18 protein-coding genes are annotated in these 19,406 nt (G+C 41.6%); 6 read left to right on the top strand and 12 right to left on the bottom strand.

Annotation, left to right across the window (positions count from 1 at the left end; all coding sequences use genetic code 11):
- Position 1 precedes the first annotated feature (1 nt).
- From purD to FOC32_RS11030, 9 genes are all read right to left on the bottom strand, one after another.
- Positions 2–1,285: a phosphoribosylamine--glycine ligase gene (purD, locus tag FOC32_RS10990; RefSeq protein ID WP_175967424.1), complete on the bottom strand. Its 1,284-nt coding sequence runs from the start codon at positions 1,283–1,285 to the stop codon at positions 2–4.
- Between the two features lie 147 nt (positions 1,286–1,432).
- Complete coding sequence (gene purH / locus FOC32_RS10995) at positions 1,433–3,007, bottom strand: bifunctional phosphoribosylaminoimidazolecarboxamide formyltransferase/IMP cyclohydrolase (RefSeq protein ID WP_175967426.1); 1,575 nt, start codon at positions 3,005–3,007, stop codon at positions 1,433–1,435.
- A gap of 95 nt (positions 3,008–3,102) precedes the next feature.
- Complete coding sequence (gene fis / locus FOC32_RS11000; RefSeq protein WP_001086304.1) at positions 3,103–3,372, bottom strand: DNA-binding transcriptional regulator Fis; 270 nt, start codon at positions 3,370–3,372, stop codon at positions 3,103–3,105.
- A 401-nt stretch (positions 3,373–3,773) separates the two neighbouring features.
- A complete protein-coding gene (locus FOC32_RS11005) occupies positions 3,774–4,634 on the bottom strand; it encodes a DUF3426 domain-containing protein (RefSeq protein WP_005235262.1) in 861 nt (286 codons plus the stop codon).
- 18 nt (positions 4,635–4,652) lie between these two features.
- A complete protein-coding gene (gene prmA, locus FOC32_RS11010) occupies positions 4,653–5,558 on the bottom strand; it encodes a 50S ribosomal protein L11 methyltransferase (RefSeq protein ID WP_175967428.1) in 906 nt (301 codons plus the stop codon).
- A gap of 123 nt (positions 5,559–5,681) precedes the next feature.
- Complete coding sequence (locus FOC32_RS11015) at positions 5,682–6,581, bottom strand: bile acid:sodium symporter family protein (RefSeq protein ID WP_175967430.1); 900 nt, start codon at positions 6,579–6,581, stop codon at positions 5,682–5,684.
- A 51-nt stretch (positions 6,582–6,632) separates the two neighbouring features.
- Complete coding sequence (locus FOC32_RS11020; RefSeq protein WP_079255106.1) at positions 6,633–7,661, bottom strand: transposase; 1,029 nt, start codon at positions 7,659–7,661, stop codon at positions 6,633–6,635.
- Between the two features lie 114 nt (positions 7,662–7,775).
- Entirely contained in the window at positions 7,776–8,663 is an 888-nt protein-coding gene (locus tag FOC32_RS11025; RefSeq protein ID WP_175967432.1) for a bile acid:sodium symporter family protein, read from the bottom strand.
- Positions 8,664–8,875: 212 nt separating this feature from the next.
- Positions 8,876–9,247: a hypothetical protein gene (locus FOC32_RS11030; RefSeq protein ID WP_175967433.1), complete on the bottom strand. Its 372-nt coding sequence runs from the start codon at positions 9,245–9,247 to the stop codon at positions 8,876–8,878.
- A gap of 249 nt (positions 9,248–9,496) precedes the next feature.
- Here FOC32_RS11030 and mnmG point away from each other — a divergent pair, with 249 nt between their 5' ends.
- Positions 9,497–11,377: a tRNA uridine-5-carboxymethylaminomethyl(34) synthesis enzyme MnmG gene (gene mnmG / locus FOC32_RS11035; protein WP_175968209.1), complete on the top strand. Its 1,881-nt coding sequence runs from the start codon at positions 9,497–9,499 to the stop codon at positions 11,375–11,377.
- Between the two features lie 42 nt (positions 11,378–11,419).
- Here mnmG and FOC32_RS11040 read toward each other — a convergent pair whose 3' ends face one another.
- Positions 11,420–12,454, bottom strand: a complete 1,035-nt coding sequence (locus FOC32_RS11040) for a hypothetical protein (RefSeq protein ID WP_175967435.1) — start codon at positions 12,452–12,454, stop codon at positions 11,420–11,422.
- A gap of 126 nt (positions 12,455–12,580) precedes the next feature.
- On the opposite strand from FOC32_RS11040, the gene FOC32_RS11045 reads away from it, so the two are divergent.
- Positions 12,581–12,907, top strand: a complete 327-nt coding sequence (locus FOC32_RS11045) for a hypothetical protein (RefSeq protein ID WP_175967437.1) — start codon at positions 12,581–12,583, stop codon at positions 12,905–12,907.
- A gap of 56 nt (positions 12,908–12,963) precedes the next feature.
- Here FOC32_RS11045 and glnG read toward each other — a convergent pair whose 3' ends face one another.
- The gene (gene glnG / locus FOC32_RS11050) at positions 12,964–14,445 is read right to left on the bottom strand and encodes a nitrogen regulation protein NR(I) (RefSeq protein WP_175967439.1); all 1,482 of its coding nucleotides are present in this window, start codon (positions 14,443–14,445) and stop codon (positions 12,964–12,966) included.
- Positions 14,432–15,541: a nitrogen regulation protein NR(II) gene (gene glnL, locus FOC32_RS11055; RefSeq protein WP_166136571.1), complete on the bottom strand. Its 1,110-nt coding sequence runs from the start codon at positions 15,539–15,541 to the stop codon at positions 14,432–14,434. The genes glnG and glnL overlap by 14 nt, the downstream gene beginning before the upstream one ends.
- 350 nt (positions 15,542–15,891) lie before the next feature.
- Here glnL and rimO point away from each other — a divergent pair, with 350 nt between their 5' ends.
- The 4 genes from rimO to uppS all read left to right on the top strand — a co-directional run bounded on the left by rimO (position 15,892) and on the right by uppS (position 19,404).
- A complete protein-coding gene (gene rimO, locus FOC32_RS11060; RefSeq protein ID WP_004786172.1) occupies positions 15,892–17,235 on the top strand; it encodes a 30S ribosomal protein S12 methylthiotransferase RimO in 1,344 nt (447 codons plus the stop codon).
- 46 nt (positions 17,236–17,281) lie between these two features.
- On the top strand, positions 17,282–18,010 hold the full coding sequence (pyrH, locus tag FOC32_RS11065; RefSeq protein WP_004786170.1) for a UMP kinase: 729 nt from the start codon (positions 17,282–17,284) through the stop codon (positions 18,008–18,010).
- Positions 18,011–18,089: 79 nt separating this feature from the next.
- Positions 18,090–18,644 carry a ribosome recycling factor gene (gene frr / locus FOC32_RS11070; RefSeq protein ID WP_005235283.1) on the top strand — a complete coding sequence of 185 codons (555 nt, stop codon included), beginning with the start codon at positions 18,090–18,092 and terminating at the stop codon, positions 18,642–18,644.
- Positions 18,645–18,651: 7 nt separating this feature from the next.
- Positions 18,652–19,404 (top strand): polyprenyl diphosphate synthase, encoded by a 753-nt coding sequence (uppS, locus tag FOC32_RS11075; protein ID WP_005235285.1) that lies wholly within the window; start codon positions 18,652–18,654, stop codon positions 19,402–19,404.
- Positions 19,405–19,406: the final 2 nt, after the last annotated feature.

Genomic DNA, 19,406 nt, shown 5'->3' on the forward strand with positions numbered 1-19,406 from the left:
ATTAAGCATTTTCACGCGCAATTGCACGGTAACCAATATCTTTACGGTATTGAACGCCGTCGAATGTTACTTTTTCACAAAGCTCTAATGCTTTCGCTTGTGCTTCACCAATGGTATTACCCAAAGCAGTCACACAAAGTACACGACCGCCAGCAGTGACAATATCACCATTTTCATTGGCTTTGGTGCCTGCATGGAATACTTTGGCATCAGTCATCTCAGTATCTAGACCTGAAATCACATCGCCATTGCTTGAAGTTTCAGGGTAGCCTTTAGATGCTAAAACGATACCCACAGTTTTACGCTCATCCCACTCTGCTTCCGCAGGTAAGTTACCCGCAATACCAGCTTCAACCAAATCAACTAAAGATGATTTTAAACGCATCATGATCGGTTGAGTTTCAGGGTCGCCAAAACGACAGTTAAACTCGATCACTTTTGGTTGACCTTTGTCGTCAATCATCAAGCCTGCGTATAAGAAACCTGTATAAACGTGACCGTCTTTTTTCATACCTTCAACGGTAGGACGCATCACTTCATTCATGGTTTTTTCAAAAACGTCAGCTGTTACAACAGGCGCAGGAGAGTAAGCACCCATACCGCCAGTATTTGGACCTTGGTCGCCTTCAAAAATACGTTTATGATCTTGAGATGTCGCCATTGGCAGGATGTTGTCACCATCAATCATACAAATGAAAGAGGCTTCTTCACCAGCAAGGAATTCTTCAATGACTACGCGAGAACCGGCATCGCCAAATTTGTTGCCAGCCAGCATGTCATCAATCGCATCAAATGCTTCTTGATTGGTCATGGCAACAATTACACCTTTACCTGCTGCAAGACCATCCGCTTTGATCACGATTGGTGCACCATTTTTCTCTACAAAGGCTTTCGCTGCATCTACTTCGGTAAATACATCGTAGAAAGCTGTTGGAATGTTATGGCGTTTTAAGAAGTGCTTAGCGAATGCTTTAGAGCCTTCCAGCTGAGCAGCAAATTGAGTTGGACCCCAAATTTTCACGCCTGCTTCGCGACAAGCATCAACCACACCATTCACAAGCGGTGCTTCAGGACCCACAATAATCATTTCAACTGCATTATTTTTCGCAAAATCAATGATGGCAGGATTGTCGAGAATGTCCAAAGCGACATTTTCACATTTATTTTCAGTTGCGGTGCCTGCATTGCCCGGTGCAACAAATACTTTTGCCACTTGATCGTCTTGTGCGATTTTCCATGCAAGCGCATGTTCACGGCCGCCACTACCTAAAACTAAAATGTTCATCTTTAGAAAATTCCCTCGAAAATGAAATTCCACAAACCCAATGAGGTTTAAAAATCTTTTAACATCTTATAGCAAGATATTAAATAATCTACTGATGTAACAAACCCTCCTTACGAAAAGGAGGGTCTGGAATTTAATACTTAAAAATTAGTGGCGGAAATGACGCATGCCAGTGAATACCATTGCAATACCAGCTTCATCCGCTGCAGCAATTGTTTCTTCGTCACGCATTGAACCACCTGGTTGGATAATGCATTTGATGCCGGCTTTAGCCGCGTTGTCGATACCGTCACGGAATGGGAAAAAGGCATCAGATGCCATAACTGCACCTTCAACCACTAAACCAGCGTGTTCAGCTTTGATCGCAGCAATACGAGCTGAGTTTACACGGCTCATTTGACCTGCGCCCACACCAATAGTTTGACGGTTTTTCGCATAAACAATCGCGTTTGATTTCACGTATTTCGCAACTTTCCAAGCAAAGATCATGTCATCGATTTCTTGTTCAGTTGGAGCACGCTTAGTCACTACTTTAAGGTCATCTTTCGTGATCATGCCCAAGTCTTGATCTTGAACCAGTAAACCACCGTTTACACGTTTGTAGTCAAGCTGTGGAGCACGTTCATTAATCGCTGGAAGTTCGCCACATACGAGTACACGTACGTTTTTCTTCGCGTCAGTCACTTCAAGTACGCCGTCAGCGATACTTGGTGCAATGATCACTTCAACGAATTGACGATCCACAATTGCTTGCGCAGTTGCAACGTCTAATTCACGGTTGAACGCAATGATGCCGCCAAATGCAGATTCTGGGTCAGTTGCATAAGCAAGATCATAAGCGGCTTTGATGCCGTCTAGAGATACTGCAACACCACATGGGTTCGCGTGTTTTACGATCACACAAGCAGGTTTCGCGAATGATTTAACGCATTCAAGTGCAGCATCAGTATCCGCGATGTTGTTATATGAGAGTTCTTTACCTTGTAACTGCTTAGCAGTCGCAACAGAAGCTTCTTTCGCAGCAGGGTCAACATAGAACGCAGCAGACTGGTGCGGGTTTTCACCGTAACGTAAGTCTTGAGCTTTGTTTAATTGAGTATTGAAAGTACGCGCAAATTTATCTGCCTGACCTTCTTCTTTACCTACGCGAGCGCCTAGGTAAGATGCGATCATACCGTCATATTGAGCAGTGTGTTCGAATGCTTTAACAGCAAGGTCAAAACGCGTTGCATAAGATAAAGCACCCTCAGCTTTAAGCTCAGCAATCACAGTCGTATAGTCAGCAGCATTTACCACGATACCAACAGATGCGTGGTTTTTCGCAGCAGCACGAACCATTGTTGGACCACCGATGTCGATATTTTCAATCGCATCAGCCAGTGAACAGTTTGGTTTCGCTACAGTTGCAGCAAATGGATACAGGTTAACAACGACAAGATCGATCGCATCGATGTTGTGTTCAGCCATCACAGCTTCGTCTAGACCACGACGAGCCAAAATGCCACCATGAATTTTCGGATGTAGTGTTTTTACACGGCCCTCCATCATCTCTGGGAAACCAGTGTGCTCCGAAACTTCTACTACAGCGACATTATTGTCTTTCAACAATTTGTATGTACCACCTGTAGATAAAATTTCTACCCCAAGAGCAGCAAGGTCTTGTGCAAATTCCACAATACCGGTTTTATCGGAAACAGAGATTAAAGCGCGTTTAATAGTCATGATCTTCGTCACAGTTACCAAGGAACAGATTAAATCTAAATAGCTAATTAACAGTCAAAAAAAAATGCCTGCGGTAGCCGCAAGCATTTTATCATTTATTCACTCATTAAACCGTGAGCTTTTAACTTTTTGCGTAAAGTACCGCGGTTTAGTCCGAGAATCTCGGCAGCGCGTGTCTGATTACCACGCGTATATTCTAGAACGACAGATAATAAAGGCTTCTCCATTTCTGCCAGCACCATGTCGTACACCTGAGAAGGTTGCTCGCCTTGCAGTTGTGCAAAGTAGTGGCGAACTGCGCGATCTACGTGAATACGAAGAGCGACATCAGATTGTGCAGTAAAAATAGGAGATTTGCTATTCATGCGAATTAATCCGAAAAATCAAATATCACTTGGGTAAAGCGATATATAAAAGTGGTCTAGAAATTGAAATGAACTCCATTTTAGATCCTAAAACTGGAGTTCTAAAACTTGGTCATTACATTGAGCTTGTAGCTTGCCACATCTCGACGATTTGGTCGAAAAATAAGCGTAACAATAGTTAAAGTTTTGTTACTGACCAAAATCAAAACAAAAAAATCTGCTAGATACGCAATAAGTTTTAGAGCGCATTAGGCAAGACTGTATTTGTTGTGAAAAAGTAGCGAGGAGTTTGCAGCACATAGCTTTCGTGGCGCGTATAATACCATTGTCTCGGGAAAAGTGAGCAAGAAAACTGCATTTTTTTTAACTTTTTTTTCGTTTTTTAATAGTTTTTATCAATATTAAGGTCGAATTATTTCCAAACTGTAATTATCGAAGTCTTTACGGTCGACAGGAAGCACAAATTCAAATTTAAATGGGCTGTTTTGGGGAATACGTTGAATCTTGACCAAGCTTTCGATCAGGTATTCCTGAGGTTTTAAATTATAAGTCGCCAAGACCACACCCTGATCTTTAAGGTGGACTCTCAAATTTGGCATTTCCAGACTACGCTTATGGAAATTGATCAGTTCACCGCTAAACTGGGTTTTATCTGTAGCAATTGCTTTGGCTTTGACCTTATTGGTATTGATCAGATTGTAATGTTCTTCGAGATTGGAACAGTTGAACACTTCACAGATATTGTTAAAAGCCACACTCATCACATGACTATTCTTAATATAGTGTGGATTAAACCAGAAGAATTGAAATAAAAGTAAGCCAAATAAGAACAGGTTTAGGCTGGTCCAGCCTAAATAATAAAGCGGGCCTTTATTGTGCTGTTTATCAGCCTGATCATCCCAGTTCATGCTAGGGAGGATTGCAATCGGTTCGGTACTGAAATAATTCAGGTTGTTCAGATATGTTTTCAGATCAATATTTGAGTTTTCAACTTTTTCATCAAAGATGTTGAGTAAATAGTGCTGATCTGAAGAATTGGCTGAACAAGTAGATTCGGCGAGGCTTCTATTAATATAAGAAACATGACTTGGCGTATGGGTAAGGGCGACCGAATTCTGTGCTTCGGTCACCAGATGCGATAAAGCATTAAAGGTCGTACTACATTTTGGGCAGCAAACCATGCCTTGGGCAATGGTTAATTGCGCAACCGTAACTTTATAGGTTGTAGAGCAGGTCGGGCAGTGGGTTCGCTTGTCACTCATAAATGTTTTATAGACTCTTTAATTCTTATGGCGTTTCCCCGAAATACGGCACCAGTGTTCATCGCGTTTTTCTACTTCTAATATATCAAAATGTTTTGAGTAAATGCTAGTAACATCAGCAACTTGCTCTTCAATAACACCTGCGAGTGCGAACTCTGCCTCAGGTTTGACCAATTCTGCGAACTCAGGCTCAAGCATCATGAGTGGGCCAGCCAGAATATTAGCAACAAATACATCTGCTTTCTGCTCGCCAAGCTCTGCATTGAACTCCTCTGGTAAACCAACATAAAGTCGATCCAATACACCATTCAGTTCAGCATTCTGTTTGGTGGCCAAAACAGCTTGTGGGTCAATATCAGTTGCATACGCATATTTGGCACCGAGTAACAATGCAGCGACAGCCAGAATACCTGAACCACAGCCATAATCGATCACGATCTTGTCTTTTACATCAGTTTTACCCAACCATTGCAGGCAAAGGAAAGTAGATGCATGGTTACCTGTACCAAAAGCTAAACCTGGATCAAGCTTGATATTCACTGCATCTGCTTCAGGCGCTTCCATCCATTCTGGAACAATCCAGAATTTTTCAGAAATCTGGATTGGCTCGTAGGCATCCATCCAGGTGCGTTCCCAAGCTTGATCTTCCAGGAATTCATGGCGGATCGGTGCTTCAGGTAGTTGTGCGCGAATAAAGGTTTTCAAAGCAGCTACATCGATTTCTTCTTCGTCATCTTCTTGAGCATAGATGCCAGTCACGATCACTTTATTCCAGAGCGGTGTTTCACCTGGAAGTGGTTCCAGTAAATCCTGGTTTTCAGCATCATCCAGAGTGACACTTACGGCGCCCAGTGAGCTAAGTAATGTTTCAGTAAAATCTACCTGAGCTTGATCAACTGTAATATGAATTTGTAACCACTTCACAGAAATAACCTTTATACATTTTTTCAAAAAGCTATTGTAACGGAAGTTCAGCTTGAAGGTGTGATCTTCTTGAGACGGAGTCAAATAAAAAGGATGCTTACGCACCCTTTTTATGAAAACCGGTTAAAACGCATTTTCTTGAGTGGGAGAGATGGTAGGGCGTGCAGCTACTGGAGCAAAGCGATTCAGTAATAATCCAAAAATAGCCGCGAAGATATACATGAAGATGGAATAGACCGCAGCAGGCATGGCAACCACAGTGCTGGACATGACAGTAAGTGCAATAGTCATGGCGAGTGTGCTGTTATGAATACCGATCTCGAAGGCACTGGCACGTGCCTGAGCGGAATTGATATTCATCAGGCGTGGAACAAAATAGCCAATCATTAAGCTGAAGAGACAGAACAGGGCGGTTGCTAAACCCACCTGAGTCAGATATTCGGCAATATTGGCGCGTTCACTATAAATTGCTCCTGCAATAATCAGCACCAGAAAGAGGACTGCAAAAATGCGAAGAGGCTTATTCAGCTTTACAGTGAGTGCTGGGGCATAATGACGAATCAACATACCAATCGCGACTGGTATAATAATGATACCAAACACTTGCAGGATCTTTCCGAACTGCAAGCTGATCTGCTGACTGTCCTGCATAAAATGCATGATCGAGAAATTCATGATTAAAGGTAATGTAAATGCAGCAACCACCGAATTGATCGCAGTCAAGGTAATATTAAGCGCCAAATCACCTTTAAATAGATAGCTGAACAGATTTGCGGTGCTACCACCTGGCGATGCGGCCAGCAACATCAGACCAACAGCGAGTAAAGGTGGTAAAGCCAGAACTTTACATAGAATGAAAGCAATGCTTACCAGCAGAATTAATTGACAAAACAAGGCAACCAGCACTGCTTTAGGGTGCTGACTTACCCGCGCAAAATCTTTGAGTGTGAGTTCGAGTCCTAATCCCACCATGATGATGGCGAGTGCGAGGGGGAGGAATATTGTTATGATGTCAGAGTCCATCTGCATGCTCCTTATAGAAATTTATTTTAATAGTTTAGGACTTACGCACTATTATTTATAGATTCTCTGTGGTAGCAGATGATTTTTATCGAGAATAAAGTCATCAATGAAGTTTTTGATAACTGGTCTAAATAATTTCTTCTGCCAACGATATACATTTTCAAAGATCCGCTCAAACTGGTTCTTTTGTATCTCAACGTAGGCCATCAAGGCTGAAAAAATATGATTCAAAATCAGTTTAGATCGTCTTACTTGAAACTTTTCAATATGACAAACCTGTTTAATCACCCGGTGATATTGCTCTATTTTCCAATGACTTGAATGTAATTCATGAAAACCCTCAAAGGACAATAAATCATCTTCATCTTGATGCACAATATAAAACCTCTGCTGTTCTTTTAACTGAGTCTTAAATAATTGTACAAAGCCAAAATCTTTGAGCCAGACCACTTGACCCTGATGGAAATCTGGCAATAAACGCAGTTGAAACCATTGTCCTTTTTCTGGGGAAACCTTACGGTTACAGTCGATACCAAACATAAATCGAATACCATATTTTCTTATGGTTTTTAGATTTCCAGTCGATGAATACCAACTATCACCTGTAATAAATTGAATCTTTGCACCCCAACTGAGTACTTCACTTAACATATCCATAAAGTAATCATTCTTGGTTTTACTTTCAGATTTGTCATAAATTCGGAAATTAATTGGAATATTTTGACCATTTTGATCTGTCGCATACAAGGTAATGAGATTAATACCCTTGACGGATCGGTGGTGTTTGCCTGACCAAAAATAGCTAACCAAGTCCATATGTTGACTATATGGTTTATCTAAAACAGTATCATCAATACTGACTATAAGTTTATTATTATCAATATGTTGAATTGATTCTTGATATAGGTCGTGAGGTGTGTAGTCTTCACGCTCTAGAAAGCGATTTACACTATCATGCGAGATATTATAAGTCTCGGCAAGTTGTGTGCAGCTAATAGAGTTCGGTTCTGTCATGAGAAAGCCCATATAAATGGGTAATGTACAAGTTGCTGTAGAAGCATGTTTAATTCGTCTAATCACAGATACTTTATAAAGTATTTTAATACTTTTTTGAATCCGTCAATGCGTAAGTCCTATAGTTTTACATTTTCTATAAAAAAGCATACAGCTTAAGCAGGCAATTGACTTAGAAAGTTACAAATCTGATAAACGACTCTTGGTACTATAGCTGAGTTTCTGCTGGCTGATCATAAAACCAAAAATCCCAGCAAAAACGTACATGACAATTGAATAAATACCCGCAGGGATGGCAATGGTGACATTATTCAGGGCAGAAATCGCAATTGTCATTGAAACAGTTGTGTTATGAATGCCGACTTCAAAGGTACAGGCACGTGCCATCTTGTCTGGAATATCCATTAATAAAGGCAGGCAATAACCGAGAAACAGGCTGGAAAAACATAATATAGAGGTAACAATCCCAATGCTGGCAAAATATTCGATGATGTTAAAGCGCTCTTGGAAAATGGCATAGATCAAGAGCATGCTTAAAAAAGCGATAGATAGCAGCCGCATTGGCATATGTACAATATCTGAAAGCTTTGGAAATTTTGCCCGCATCAGCATGCCGATCACAACCGGAATAATCGTAATCAGAAAAACCTGAGCCATTTTTTCAAGCGGTAAGCCGATGCCGGTATCCTGTCCTATAAAATAGTACAGGGACAGGTTCATAATAAAAGGTAAGGTAAAAATAGAAATAATCGTATTGATGCCGGTTAACGTGATATTAAGCGCAACATCACCTTTATAAAGATAACTTAGCAGATTGGCAGTAGCTCCTCCTGGAGAGGCAGCCAGCAGCATCATGCCTACAGCAAGCAATGGCGGCAGATCAAGTACCAGACAGATTAAAAAGGTTAAACCGGTTAAAATTACCAGTTGTGAGAATAAGACAATAAAAATCACCTTAGGATAACGGCTAACATGTAGAAAATCCTTGATTGTTAACTGTAGCCCTAACCCCATCATTGTTATTGCCAAAGTAATCGGCAAAAACAAGCTAAAAAACCCCGAATCCATGAAGTTTCCTTTTTATTATTCATTTTTTAGGTATGTTTTGAGTTTAGCGTAGATGAATAAATAAGCAATATAAAAACGGGTAAAATTTATGCATTTTACCCGTTAAGTTTATGATTAAAAATATATTTAATCAGCTATATAGTGATTTACATCCCTGAGTGAGATGGGGTTTGAGGCTGAGTTTGCATTTGCGGTTGAGACTGCATATCTTGTTACATCCGTGGCTGAGACTGCATTTGTGACTGTGGACGTGGAGGGGTAAAGCCTAATGCACATTTACCATTGATCTGAGTGCCATTAATGGTTGCAGAAGTTTCGCCGCCTGAACTACAAGATGTATAAAGTTCGGGTTCATCGCCTTTGATATTGGTTGATGATGAAGGGAAGAACTGTTGCTGACAGGTACCATTCCAGATAATACCGCGGTAAGCAAAACTTACAGGAGCACCCTCTGATTTACCTTTACAAACTTGCTGGTATTTTTGGGCATTATAAACCTTCTCGACTTTATCATTTGCTGAGGCTGCAAATGGAGCGAAACATAGACCGCAGAGCGCTGTTGCTAGGAAAATATTCTTATTCATCATGTATACCTTTGTTTGTAATGTGACCACTTTATAGATTAAAAACTAATCAATATTAAACAATATGAGTCGGGTAACTTTTTGAGTTTAGATGTTTAATTTATATAGTAAGTCTGCAAAGTTTAATTACATTGCTTTATTGGCTGGCAGGGTAAATTCCGAAGGATAAATTCAAGTGATTTTGTCAACTTTGGAAGGAAGTTTGCTATAATGTTCAGCTATCCTTTTTCTATCTCTCTATTTACCACTATGCACTATCCTAAAGTATACGATGTCATTGTTATCGGTGGCGGTCACGCAGGTACGGAAGCAGCACTGGCTGCAGCACGTATGGGTCGACAGACATTACTCTTAACTCATAACATTGAGACTTTAGGGCAGATGAGCTGTAACCCGGCCATTGGCGGGATCGGTAAATCACATTTAGTGCGTGAAATTGATGCCTTGGGCGGTGCGATGGCACTGGCTGCCGATAAAGGTGGTATTCAATTCCGTATTCTGAATTCACGCAAAGGTGCAGCAGTTCGTGCAACTCGTGCGCAGGCTGACCGTGTACGTTATAAAGCGGCAATTCGTGAGACTTTAGAAAATCAAGCGAACCTAGATATCTTCCAGCAAGCAGCAGATGACCTGATTGTTGAAGGCGATACCGTGAAAGGTGTCGTGACCCAAATGGGTATTCGCTTTGATGCGAAAACTGTGGTGCTGACTGCGGGTACATTCTTAGGCGGTGTGATTCACATCGGTTTAAACAATGCTTCAGGTGGTCGTGCTGGTGATCCGCCGTCAATCTCTCTGGCGCACCGTTTACGTGAATTAAATTTACCTGTGGGTCGTTTAAAAACGGGTACGCCACCACGTATTGATGCGCGTTCAGTTGATTTCTCTGTAATGACTCCACAGCCGGGTGATTTCCCATCTCCGACCATGTCATTTATGGGTGATGTGTCTATGCACCCTGAACAGGTGAATTGCTATATTACACATACCAATGAACGTACTCATGAGATCATTCGCGGCGGTTTAGACCGTTCACCAATGTACACTGGTGTGATTGAGGGTGTAGGTCCACGTTACTGCCCATCGATTGAAGATAAAATTCATAAATTCGCGGATAAAGACTCACACCAAGTATTCCTTGAGCCTGAAGGCCTGGATACACATGAGCTTTATCCAAACGGTATTTCAACGTCTTTACCATTTGACGTGCAGTTTGAACTGGTACGCTCAATCCGTGGTATGGAAAATGCACATATTCTTCGTCCGGGTTATGCGATTGAATACGATTACTTTAACCCGCAAGCGTTGAAATTCACTTTGGAAACCAAAGCGATCAATAACCTGTACTTTGCTGGTCAGATCAACGGTACGACAGGTTATGAAGAAGCGGGTGCACAGGGGCTGCTTGCAGGCTTGAACGCAGCACGTCGCGCTTGGGATCAGGAGCAATGGACACCAAAACGTGATGAAGCATACATGGGCGTACTGGTTGATGACTTGATCACTTTAGGTACTAAAGAACCGTACCGTATGTTCACGTCTCGTGCGGAATACCGTTTGATGCTACGTGAAGACAATGCGGATCAACGTTTAACACCAATCGGCCGTGAAATGGGCTTAGTTGATGACGAACGTTGGGCAGCTTACTGTGAAAAAATGGAAGCTGTAGAGAAAGAAACAGGTCGTTTGCAACATCTTTGGGCTGCACCAAACAACCCAATGGGTAAAAAATTCGTTGAGATGACAGGTGCGGATCTTTCTAAAGAATGTTCTGCGATTGATTTGCTGAAACGTCCAAACATTACCTTTGCTCAAATTGCTGAATTGACTGGTTCTGAAGTTTCACCACAAGTGGGTGATCAGATTGAGATTGCAGTGAAATACGAAGGTTATATCAACCGTCAGCATCAAGAGGTTGCGCAAATGAAACGTCTGGAAGAAACTCGTATTCCTGCTGATTTTAATTACGATGTTGTTTCTGGTCTTTCTCGTGAAATTACCTTGAAGCTGAAAGACATTTGTCCTGAAACACTTGCTCAGGCAAGCCGCATTCCAGGTGTAACACCAGCAGCGGTTCAATTGGTGATGATCACCATCCGTAAGAATGCTCAAGCGAAAAAATCTGCATAAGATTTTGAAGTAAAAAACCCGCAGAGATGCGGGTTTTTTATTTTAAGTATTTCTTATGTCTACATAAAGATATGAAATTGGAATTTTAAAATTTTGTCTTAATGATTCTAGAAATTCTTTTTCATTAATGTGGAGGGGATCATCGATATCAAATATAGATACGATATTCATTTCTTTAACATTCTGATGTTGTAAAGTAAAAGAGTATTCTAGTAGTTGTCCTATAGATTGTCTTAGAGCATCTCGTAAATTTCGTGCAATTTTGATTTCATAGAGTATAAAGTTGTTTGATTTATCAAGAATTGCAATGTCTGCACGAGTATTGTTATCCAAATGATATTCAGAATATATTTTTAACTCTTTGAACTCTAATTCTAAATTTTTAATTAATAAATTATGCACTATGGAATGCATTTTTTGGAAAGTAGCTGCTTCTATTGTGTAAGAATTTCTATTAACGTATTCCTTTTGAGCAACAGTACTCAATTCCACTATAGTATCTTTGGTCTCTGTAGGAAATTTGGTGAAGTTTAATAAATTATAATAATTTGAGGTAACGGCTGGATTTTTGTGATGAAAGCTTAAAGGGGTATCCAAAAGATTAAGATCTTTTAATTTGTAGCGTATGTTAAAAAAATTTTCAGGATACGTATCTAATAATTGAGTATAGTCGATCCCTAATATTTTTAGTTGGTCAAATCTTTGTTTAAGCCATCCATTTTTTTCATAAATGGCATAAATTTCTTGTGATTTTAAAGTGTCTACAAGCTCAACTTGATTGATTGTGCCTAGCCACCATCTTTGATTATATTTTTTTTGATTTTCAATACAGTAGAGAGAAAGAGAGAACGTTGGCTCTGTCGCGCTAGATATACGACCTGCTGAGGCGGCTGGAATATAGCCATAAATATAGCCATCGATAATTTTGGAGAAGTCAAAATTCCATTCTTCGAAGCCAAAACCGTATATGCTTTCGAATGAGTTGGTATCTTTTGATTTTCCAATATTTCCCGAAGGGGCAATCCAATGATTTGAATTCCAGCAAATTCGAGTTACTTTATGAGGTAATTTTTTCATTGATTAAAAAATTATATTTATGTTAAGGGGTTTATATCAAGAAAATTAAAAAAAATAGTATGCTTTTAGGATATATAATAAGAAATATGGATAAAATAATCATATTATGTTGATGAATATTTTAAGATGCCTTACCAACTTGTAGAACTCGATATTCAAGCCACCGATAACATTGCCTGCCCACATTGTCATCAAGACATTATTGACTGGCAGAAAGAACAATACGTGCAACCGTGCGAACATACCTTATTTATTGCCATGGATATCGGCTTTGAATACATTACCGATGAATTTGAGCAAACTATGCGAAAGACAGTGGATGAGCTGCATGCCAATGATGACATCGTCAACATGTTCGAAGAAATCACCACAAGTACTTATCCGAATTATCTGATTTTAAAATCTGATTTGGGTGCAGCAGGTTATTCGCGTTATATCGGTTTAACAGTGTAAGAATCTCATTACTATATATAAGCAATAAAAAAGCACCCTTGGGTGCTTTTTTAATTTCAGGCCTGGCCTTCGACTTCTTCTACTTCATCGTCATCCGCACTGTCCATACCGAGTTCTTTCAGCTTACGAGTGAGTGTATTACGTCCCCAACCTAATAGTTCGGCTGCATGACGCTTACGACCACGGGTTTGTTGTAGGGCAGCATTGATCAGAGTGCGTTCAAACATTGGTGTGGCCACATCTAATAGCTTCATTTCGCCGTTTTTCAGTTTCTGGATCGCCCATTGACCTAATAATTCATCCCAGTGATGCGGTGCAATTTGATTCAGGTTGGGAATTGGAGTGCCCGGATCCTGCTGCTGAATTGGAATTTGCTTTAATTCAGGTGGTAGATCTTCTGGATAAACTTCACGGCCTGTGATCATCACAGTTAGCCAGCGACAGGTATTTTCAAGCTGACGCACGTTCCCTTGCCAAGGCAGCTTTTGCATATATTCCTGAGTTTCAGGACGCAAGATTTTAGGATTTACACCCAGTTCTTTACCTGCACGCGCCAGGAAGTGCTGTGCCAGCATCGGAATATCTTCAGAGCGATGCGCCAGTTTAGGAATATGAATACGAATCACGTTTAGACGGTGATATAAGTCTTCACGGAAGCGACCATCATGTACCAGCTTTTCCAGATCCTGATGCGTTGCTGCCACAATACGTACATCAACTTTAACTGGAATGTGACCACCAACGCGATAGAATTCACCATCAGCTAGGACACGTAACAAACGCGTTTGTGTTTCAAAAGGCATGTCGCCAATTTCATCCAGGAACAGCGTACCGCCGTTGGCCTGTTCAAAACGGCCTTGACGTTGAGTATTGGCACCGGTAAAAGCGCCTTTTTCATGACCAAACAATTCAGTCTCAATCAGGTCTTTCGGAATCGCGGCCATGTTCAGCGCAATAAACGGTTTATTGCTACGAGGTGAATGGCGGTGTAGCGCATGCGCGACCAGTTCTTTACCTGTGCCGGATTCACCATTAATCAGCACGGTAATATGGGACTGAGACAAACGACCAATGGCACGGAAGACTTCCTGCATTGCTGGCGATTCACCAATGATCTCAGTTGACTGAATCGTTGGTGCAGATTTGGCAGATTCTTGCTGCTGTAATTTGGTGATATGTAAAATCGCACGATTGACCAGTGCCAACGCTTCATCAATATCAAATGGTTTTGGCAGGTATTCAAAAGCACCCGTTTGATAACTGGATACCGCTGATTCCAGATCTGAATGCGCCGTCATAATAATAACCGGCAGATCAGGATTGGTATTCTTGACCTTGCCTAAAAAGGTCAAACCATCAATACCCGGCATACGGATATCGGTCAGGATCACATCAGGTGCATCGACACCCAATTGATCAAGTGCTGACTGGGCTTCTTCAAAACTGGTGACGTCGAAACCTTCTTCTTTGAATGTTTTTTCTAGTACCCAACGCATGGCACGATCGTCATCAATCACCCATATTTTATTTCGCGACATGATCTGACTCCCAAGGTAAAAATAAGCTAAATACGGTTTTTCCTGGAACTGACTGGCATTCAATCATTCCGTTATGTTGATGCATAATATTTTGAGCAATGCTAAGACCTAGTCCGGTTCCTTTGGCACGGCTGGTCACAAGCGGGTAGAACACGGCTTCGATAATATCGTCTGGAACACCCGGACCATTATCTTCAATGTCAATTCGAACCACAGATCGGTGAATTACACCACTAATGGTATAAAGACGCTGAATCCGGGTTCTTAAAATAAGTTCCGGTTGATGCTCGATAAAGAAGTCTTTATTTTCTGTCATCGCCTGAACGGCATTGACACAGATATTTAGCATAACCTGAATGAGCTGATCGCGGTCTGCCAAAACTTCCGGCAGGGACAGGTCATAGTCCCGGGTGATTTTAATTTTCTTTTTAGTCTGATTTACAATCAGTGAGCGGACGCGTTCTAAGGGTTCATGCACATTGACCATTTCATAGCTTGGTAACTGGCGTGAACCGAGCATGCTATCTGCCAGATTTCTCAGGCGATCCACTTCACTAATAATAATGTCAGTGAACTCTTTATATTTTGGATCTTCAAGGCTACGTGCCAGAAGCTGTGTTGCACCGCGGATGCCACCGAGTGGATTCTTGATCTCATGTGCCACGCCACGAATCAACTGACGCGCGACCTGGTGCTGTTGAATATAGTTTTCTTCACGTGAGATTTTCAGCATACGGTCACGCTGATTCAGCTCGATCAGCAATAAAGGATGATTTGGCTTGCCCGCATTGAGCAGGGAAACCGTATAGTCCACATGAATGTCTTTAAAGTTGACGATGATCGTCGCCTCACGGCGAGTGTAAGGTTGGCCAGTATGCAACGTGTTATATAGAGATTCTTCAGTATTGAATTCATCTGTTGGCGCTTGCAGAATATTTAACACGGGCGTGCCTGATGCGCGTAACAGGCTGACATCAAACATAGCCTCGCAGGCCGTATTTAAGTAATAAATATTCAGGTGACTATCAACCAGCATAATGGCAGTGGTCAGGTTGTCCACCAAAAGGCGATAATCGATGGAATGAGGCTGATCCATTAGCGGTGGTTTTCCTGTATTAAAATGGCGCAATGGCATCTTCATAAAGCAAAATAACAATTTCAAAGTTCAGATTTGAGGCAAATTAAGCAAGATGCACGCCAACTTTAGAACTCTTGTTAAAATTTTGCTGAAAAATGCACGAAATCTGACGGGGATGCCCAATCAAACTCAGGTATAACGGATTAAATTGAGGCTGTAAACCTAAAATGATTCATTTTGGTGCATTAGCTTTTATATTGAATATTTTATGGCGTTATTTTAGTGCGTGATGCAAAGAGTGGCCATTTCAACTATTTTTATGATGCGAAAAGACATACAATACGCGCATTCTAGTGGAGCGCAGATTCATGAAGTCCCCCAAAGTCGGTTTTGTATCTTTAGGTTGTCCTAAGGCATTGGTAGATTCTGAACGAATTTTAACTCAGTTAAAGACTGAAGGTTATGATGTCGCATCGGATTATGACGGTGCTGATTTAGTAGTAGTAAATACCTGTGGTTTTATTGAATCTGCAGTACAAGAGTCTTTAGATGCCATCGGTGAAGCGATGAGCGCGAATGGTCGTGTCATCGTAACAGGTTGTCTAGGAAAAGACGAAGATAAAATTCGCCAAATGCACCCGAATGTCCTGAAGGTGACGGGTGCAGCAGCATATGAAGAAGTGATGGATGCGGTACATGAATATGTCCCTGAACCGCCAAAACACAATCCATTTATTGATCTGGTGCCTGAGCAGGGTATCCGTTTAACCCCTAAACATTATGCATACCTGAAAATTTCGGAAGGCTGTAACCATCGTTGTACCTTCTGCATCATTCCAAGTATGCGTGGTGATCTGGTATCTCGTCCAGTCGGTTCTGTGCTTGAAGAAGCTGCAGCACTGAAACGTTCAGGTGTCAAAGAAGTACTCGTGATCTCCCAAGATACTTCTGCTTATGGCGTCGACACCAAATACAAACTGGATTTCTGGAACGGCCAGCCAGTTAAAACCAAATTCTATGACATGTGTGAAGCATTGGGTCAATTGGGCATCTGGGTGCGTCTGCACTATGTCTATCCATATCCACACGTAGATGCCGTGATTGATTTGATGGCTCAAGGCAAAATCCTGCCTTATCTGGATATTCCATTCCAGCATGCTAGCCCAAGAATCCTGAAGCTGATGAAACGACCTGCTCACAGTGAAAATACACTGGAGCGTTTAAAAGTTTGGCGTGAGAAATGTCCTGACCTAGTCATCCGTTCTACATTTGTGGTGGGTTTCCCGGGCGAAACTGAAGAAGATTTCCAGATGCTTCTGGACTGGCTGAAAGAAGCACAACTGGATCGCGTGGGCTGTTTTACTTACTCACCAGTTGAAGGTGCGACGGCGAATGATCTTCCAGACCATGTGCCGGAAGAGATCAAGCAGGAGCGTTATGAACGTTTCATGCAGGTTCAGCAGGAAATTTCAGCAGCGAAGCTACAAAAACGTATTGGCCAGAAAATGACGGTGCTAGTCGATGACCTGGAAGAAGAATTCCCGGTTGCTGTAGCGCGCTCATATGCGGATGCGCCTGAAATTGATGGTAATGTTTTTGTTGAAGATATCGACAAAAGTGTGATTAAGGCAGGGGATTTGCTTGAAGTCGAAATCACTGATGCAGATGAATATGATTTATTTGCCAAACTGATCTCAATCAAGTCTGCTTAAGATTTTGAATTAAAAGAATTTAGATTAAATAATTTGGAGTTTGATGATGTTGGATTCTAAAAAGCCACGATTTGGTCGCATCCTGCTAAAGCTATCTGGTGAAGCACTGGCAGGAAACAAGGACATGGGTATCGATGCACAAGTGCTCGATCAGATGTCACTTTCTATTGCGCATCTCGTGGGTTTGGGTGTACAAGTCGGTATCGTGGTGGGCGGCGGTAACCTGTACCGTGGTAGCCAGTTGCAAAAAGACGGTCTTGTTGGTCGTGTAACCGGTGACCAGATGGGTATGTTGGCGACTGTCATGAACGGTCTGGCATTACGTGATGCTTTGGTACGCCGTAATATCAAAACCCGTTTGATGTCTGCATTACCGATTGGTGCAGTGGTTGAATCTTATTCTAGCCGTGATGCGATTCGTCATCTGACTCAAGGTGAAGTGTGCGTATTTGTTGCGGGTACAGGTAATCCGTTCTTTACTACGGATACAGCAGCTTGTTTGCGTGGTATCGAGATTGAATCTGACCTGATCCTGAAAGCTACTAAGGTTGATGGCGTTTACAACAAAGATCCAAGCAAATACGAAGATGCCGTGAAATACGATACCTTGACATTTGATCAGGTGCTGGACGAGAAGTTGGGCGTCATGGATTTAACTGCGATCTGCTTATGTCGTGACCACAATGTGCCACTTCAAGTATTTGACATGAACAAATCTGGCGCATTGCTTTCAGTGGTGATGGGTGAAAAAGAAGGAACTCACGTCACCAATTAATGACGTGAGCTACAAAGCCCTTTATACTACCTCCTAATTTAGTAAATACATCTTTTAAGAATTAAGTAAGGAAGATCATATGATTAACGATCTTAAAAAAGACGCAGAAGAGCGTATGAACAAGTCTCTTGACTCGTTAGAACATGGTTTCGCAAAAGTTCGTACCGGACGTGCGCATCCATCAATTTTGAACGGCGTCATGGTTCCTTACTACGGCTCTGATGTGCCATTGAATCAGGTTGCAAACGTAGGCGTGGAAGATTCACGTACATTGCTGGTTCAACCATTTGAACGTTCAATGGTTGCTGCGATTGATAAGGCGATCCGTGAGTCTGATCTTGGTTTGAACCCGATTACTGCTGACGCGATCCGTGTACCAATGGCAGCGTTGACTGAAGAAACCCGTCGTGACATGCAGAAAGTTGCACGAAACGAAGCTGAAAATGCCAAAGTCGCGATTCGTAACATCCGTCGTGATGTATTGGGTGACATCAAAGCATTGTTGAAAGAAAAAGAAATTTCTGAAGATGATGAACGTCGTGCATCTGACGAAATTCAGAAAATCACAGACAAATTTGTTGCTGAAGTTGACAAGCGCTTGGCTGCGAAAGAAGCTGAATTGATGAAGGTTTAATTCATCAATGACCGCTTCTGAAGAAAATTCCCGTCTTCCAAAACATGTTGCCATCATCATGGATGGCAACAATCGTTTTGCCAAAAAAAATCAGATGCAGAAAGGCGATGGACACCGTGAAGGAAAAACGGTTCTAGACCCGATTGTTGAACATTGTAGAAAAAGAAATATCCAGGCTTTAACGGTCTTTGCATTCTCTAGCGAAAACTGGAACCGTCCCCAATATGAGGTCGACTTGCTCATGAAGTTGTTGGAAGACACGATTCATGAACAGTTACCACGTATGCAAAAATTTAATATTGCTTTACGTTTTATTGGTGATCGGTCGCGTTTATCTCCTGAATTGCAAGCATTGATGTTGCAAGCAGAACAAAGGACTGCTAATTTCGATAGTATGACGCTTACCATTGCAATCAGCTATGGTGGAATGTGGGACATGGCACAAGCTGCGAAGCAGATTGCTGCGGATGTTTTAATAAATAAATTAGATCTTGAAGCAATTGATACTGATGTGTTCGGTCAATATGTCAGTTTGAGTGACTTGCCGCCTGTTGATCTGCTGATTCGTACCGGTGGAGATTTCCGCCTGTCCAATTTCCTGCTCTGGCAGGCAGCATATGCAGAGCTGTATTTTACTGAGACCTTATGGCCAGAATTTACCGTAGAGGAATTCGATGATGCACTTGCTGTATTTGGTGGGCGCGAACGTCGTTTTGGTAAAACATCAGAGCAGATTCTTCAAGAAAGACTTGAGAATTAATA

Origin of the sequence: Acinetobacter sp. FDAARGOS_724, from assembly GCF_013364475.1 — a bacterium.
Taxonomy (GTDB): Bacteria; Pseudomonadota; Gammaproteobacteria; order Pseudomonadales; family Moraxellaceae; genus Acinetobacter; species Acinetobacter variabilis.

What these genes read in the sequence shown, in the direction of transcription:
- mnmG (WP_175968209.1), top strand. Translation starts at nt 9,497, where the DNA reads ATGCACTATCCTAAAGTATACGATGTCATTGTTATCGGTGGCGGTCAC.
- FOC32_RS11015 (WP_175967430.1), bottom strand. Translation starts at nt 6,581, where the DNA reads ATGGACTCTGACATCATAACAATATTCCTCCCCCTCGCACTCGCCATC.
- glnG (WP_175967439.1), bottom strand. Translation starts at nt 14,445, where the DNA reads ATGTCGCGAAATAAAATATGGGTGATTGATGACGATCGTGCCATGCGT.
- frr (WP_005235283.1), top strand. Translation starts at nt 18,090, where the DNA reads ATGATTAACGATCTTAAAAAAGACGCAGAAGAGCGTATGAACAAGTCT.
- FOC32_RS11040 (WP_175967435.1), bottom strand. Translation starts at nt 12,454, where the DNA reads ATGAAAAAATTACCTCATAAAGTAACTCGAATTTGCTGGAATTCAAAT.
- uppS (WP_005235285.1), top strand. Translation starts at nt 18,652, where the DNA reads ATGACCGCTTCTGAAGAAAATTCCCGTCTTCCAAAACATGTTGCCATC.
- glnL (WP_166136571.1), bottom strand. Translation starts at nt 15,541, where the DNA reads ATGGATCAGCCTCATTCCATCGATTATCGCCTTTTGGTGGACAACCTG.
- FOC32_RS11025 (WP_175967432.1), bottom strand. Translation starts at nt 8,663, where the DNA reads ATGGATTCGGGGTTTTTTAGCTTGTTTTTGCCGATTACTTTGGCAATA.
- FOC32_RS11030 (WP_175967433.1), bottom strand. Translation starts at nt 9,247, where the DNA reads ATGAATAAGAATATTTTCCTAGCAACAGCGCTCTGCGGTCTATGTTTC.
- purD (WP_175967424.1), bottom strand. Translation starts at nt 1,285, where the DNA reads ATGAACATTTTAGTTTTAGGTAGTGGCGGCCGTGAACATGCGCTTGCA.
- FOC32_RS11045 (WP_175967437.1), top strand. Translation starts at nt 12,581, where the DNA reads ATGCCTTACCAACTTGTAGAACTCGATATTCAAGCCACCGATAACATT.
- pyrH (WP_004786170.1), top strand. Translation starts at nt 17,282, where the DNA reads ATGTTGGATTCTAAAAAGCCACGATTTGGTCGCATCCTGCTAAAGCTA.
- FOC32_RS11005 (WP_005235262.1), bottom strand. Translation starts at nt 4,634, where the DNA reads ATGAGTGACAAGCGAACCCACTGCCCGACCTGCTCTACAACCTATAAA.
- fis (WP_001086304.1), bottom strand. Translation starts at nt 3,372, where the DNA reads ATGAATAGCAAATCTCCTATTTTTACTGCACAATCTGATGTCGCTCTT.
- rimO (WP_004786172.1), top strand. Translation starts at nt 15,892, where the DNA reads ATGAAGTCCCCCAAAGTCGGTTTTGTATCTTTAGGTTGTCCTAAGGCA.
- purH (WP_175967426.1), bottom strand. Translation starts at nt 3,007, where the DNA reads ATGACTATTAAACGCGCTTTAATCTCTGTTTCCGATAAAACCGGTATT.